Annotated in this window: 1 protein-coding gene and 2 rRNA genes; 2 read left to right on the top strand and 1 reads right to left on the bottom strand. The window is 52.8% G+C overall.

Translation table 11 applies throughout. The features are described from left to right. The first annotated feature begins 141 nt into the window (after positions 1–141). Positions 142–3,080, top strand: a 23S ribosomal RNA gene (locus tag B0H50_RS12720). Between the two features lie 120 nt (positions 3,081–3,200). Next, a 5S ribosomal RNA gene (gene rrf / locus B0H50_RS12715) occupies positions 3,201–3,315 on the top strand. A gap of 46 nt (positions 3,316–3,361) precedes the next feature. Here the strand turns inward: rrf and B0H50_RS12710 are convergent. Beyond that, positions 3,362–3,616: helix-turn-helix domain-containing protein (locus B0H50_RS12710; protein WP_146193776.1), on the bottom strand; the 255-nt coding region annotated here is incomplete at its 5' end.

The raw sequence follows: 3,616 nt of genomic DNA, 5'->3' as shown, positions 1-3,616 counted from the left end.
CGATTATTGACAGTATGGGAAAGCAATTCCAGAGAAGTGATAACAAGCAAGAAGCAAAGCAATTATAAGTGACTGGGTGCTTATAGAGATATAGGTATCGAGCTGCTCATGCGAAGCGAGAGCTATATCGCTGGAACAAGGAATTAAGCGAGAGAACGCACACGGGGGATGCCTAGGCATCTGCCGGCGAAGAAGGACGCGACAAGCTGCGAAAATCTAGGACGAGGTGCACACAACCTTTGACTCCTAGGAATCCGAATGGGACAACCCACTTGAAGCAATTCAAGTATTTTGTAGCTGAACACATAGGCTACAAGAAGCCAACCTAGTGAACCGAAACATCCAAGTAACTAGAGGAAAAGACATCAACCGAGATTCCCTAAGTAGCGGCGAGCGAACGGGGAAGAGCCTAAACCGAGAGCGATCTCGGGGTTGTAGGACTACCGCGTGACGTGGATTTGGTAACTGAATCGAGCTGGAAAGCTCATCCAAAGATGGTGATAGGCCAGTAGGGCACTGAATTTACGCTTGGTAGAATCCTGAGTAGAACGGGGCACGTGAAACCCTGTTTGAATCTGGGGGGACCACCCTCCAAGGCTAAATACGAGCAGATGACCGATAGCGATAAGTACCGTGAGGGAAAGGTTAAAAGCACCCCGAGAGGGGAGTGAAATAGAGCCTGAAACCGTGTGCGTACATTCTGTCGGAGGGGTGATTTATCATCCTGACGGCGTGCCTTTTGTTTAATGAGCCAGCGAGTTGCTCGTGATTGGCAAGGTTAAGGTCTGAAGGACTGGAGCCGAAGCGAAAGCGAGTCTGAATAGGGCGTCAAGTCAATCACGGCAGACACGAAGCCTTAGTGATCTACCCATGGCCAGGTTGAAGCGGGGGTAACACCCCGTGGAGGACCGTACCGATATACATTAAAACGTGTTCGGATGAGCTGTGGGTGGGGGTGAAAGGCCAATCAAACTGGGCGATAGCTTGTTCTCTCCGAAACATATTTAGGTATGGCGTCGTGACAGGCTGACGGGGGTAGAGCACTGGATGGACTAGGGGGCACACCCGCTTACCAAACCCAACCAAACTCCGAATACCGTTTTAACCGATTCACGGCAGACAGCCCGCGGGTGATAAGATCAGCGGACGAAAGGGAAACAACCCTTACCACCGACTAAGCGTCCCCAAGTACGCGCTAAGTGGGAAAGGATGTGGGACTGCTCAGACAGCCAGGAGGTTAGCTTAGAAGCAGCTATCCTTTAAAGAAAGCGTAATAGCTCACTGGTCGAGCGGTTCTGCGCCCAAAATTATCGGGACTAAGCGCGTCACCGAAGTCGTGGACTCTAGCAATAGAGTGGTAGGAGAGCGTTCTGTAGGCCGAGGAAGGCAGGAGGTGATTCCTGCTGGAGGTATCAGAAATGAGAATGCTGGCATGAGTATGCGAAAATGCGGGTGAAAAGCCCGCACACCGAAAATCCAAGGTTTCCTGGGTAAAGTTAATCTTCCCAGGGTTAGTCGAGACCTAAGGCGAGGCCGAGAGGCGTAGTCGATGGAAATGAGGTTAATAATCCTCAACCTTCTCAGACGCGTTAAACTGATGTGGTGACGCATCGGACAGGACCAAGTGGCTGATGGATGCCACGGAAGGAGCGTAGGGCGATATGGTGGCAAATCCCCATATCATAAGCCTGAGACTTTTGACCTCGGGAGGGCTTCGGCCCAAGCGAGAGCGGTTCCAGCCGGTGCCAGGAAAACCCACTAAAGGAGTGAAAGAGAAGCTCGTACCGTAAACCGACACAGGTGGATGGGGCGAAAAGCCTAAGGTGCTTGAGAGAACCCAGGAGAAGGAACTCGGCAAATTAACCCCGTAACTTCGGGATAAGGGGAGCCACCGGATGTGAGTTTGAACAGAACGCAGCGTTAGGTGGTCGCAGAGAAATGGCAGAAGCGACTGTTTACCAAAAACACAGGGCTATGCAAACCAGCAATGGGAAGTATATAGTCTGACACGTGCCCGGTGCCGGAAGGTTAACAGGAGGCGTCATCCGCAAGGAGAAGCGCTGAATCGAAGCCCCGGTAAACGGCGGCCGTAACTATAACGGTCCTAAGGTAGCGAAATTCCTTGTCGGGCAAGTTCCGACCTGCACGAATCGTGTAACGACTTCTGCACTGTCTCCTCCTGAGACTCAGCGAAATTGCAGTGCCGGTGAAGATGCCGGCATCCCGCACCTGGACGGAAAGACCCCATGAACCTTCACTGAATTTTGACATTGGTTTTAGGCCTTGTATGTGTAGGATAGGTGGGAGGCTACGAGACTGGAGCGCCAGCTCTAGTGGAGCCACCCTTGAAATACCACCCTTGCCAGGTTTGAGACCTAACCTGCGTCCTTAAACGGGACGAGGGACCGTGTCTGATGGTCAGTTTGACTGGGGCGGTCGCCTCCCAAAAGGTAACGGAGGCATCCAAAGGTTCCCTCAGCGCGGTCGGTAATCGCGCGCAGAGCATAAAGGCAAAAGGGAGCCTGACTGCGAGGCAGACATGCCGAGCAGGTACGAAAGTAGGGCTTAGTGATCCCGCGGTACAGCGTGGAACGGCCGTTGCTCAATGGATAAAAGGTACTCTGGGGATAACAGGCTGATCTCCCCCAAGCGTTCATAGCGACGGGGAGGTTTGGCACCTCGATGTCGGCTCGTCGCATCCTGGGGCTGGAGAAGGTCCCAAGGGTTTGGCTGTTCGCCAATTAAAGCGGCACGCGAGCTGGGTTCAAAACGTCGTGAGACAGTTTGGTCCCTATCCGGTGTGGGCGTACGAGACTTGAGGGAACCTGTCCTTAGTACGAGAGGACCGGGACGGACGCACCTCTGGTGTACCGGCTGTCGCGCCAGCGGCACCGCCGGGTAGCCATGTGCGGATCGGAGAAACGCTGAAAGCATCTAAGCGTGAAGCCGTTCCCAAGATAGGGTCTCGCGGGGGTAACCCCCTGAAGGGTCGTTAGAGACGATAACGTTGATAGGTCACAGGTGTAAGCGTAGCGATACGTTGAGCCGAGTGATACTAATAGCCCGTGAGGCTTATCCTTTTTTCCTACGATGTGGCTTTGCTCTGCGTGAGCAGCTAGGTGCCTATAGCACTCCACTTGAGCTTTGTAGAAGCTGTTAAGTTTTTTTTGGGATTGGTTCCTATACTGAGAGATTGAAATTTCGGTGGTCATTGACAGTGGGTCATACCCGTTCCCATTCCGAACACGGCAGTCAAGCCACTTGTCGCCGATGGTACCTGGCTTTCGAGCCCGGGAGAGTAGGTCGCCGCCGGATCCTTGGGTTCCTTGAGCAGTCAAGCTCGAGGAACCCTTTTTTTGTTTTAAAGTGCAAATTTTGAATTGATGATGGCGTCTAAATCGTTCCCGAATTCGCTCCACGATTTATGGTAGCAGCTGAGGAGTCGGTTTAATAGGACGAGGGAGGGAGATGCTTTGGCGTTTTCGAGGCGGTAGAGTTGCATGCGGGATAGGTGGCTTCTTCTTGCGACTGCGTCTTGGGTGCTCCCTGCTTGATTGCGCCAGCTCAAGAGCACTTGTTGCAAGGCGTTGCTTAATGCGATAGTCTCGTTCATACT

Origin of the sequence: Hallerella porci, from assembly GCF_003148885.1 — a bacterium.
GTDB classification, from domain to species: domain Bacteria; phylum Fibrobacterota; class Fibrobacteria; order Fibrobacterales; family Fibrobacteraceae; genus Hallerella; species Hallerella porci.
This window is presented reverse-complemented; position numbering and strand designations above follow the sequence as displayed.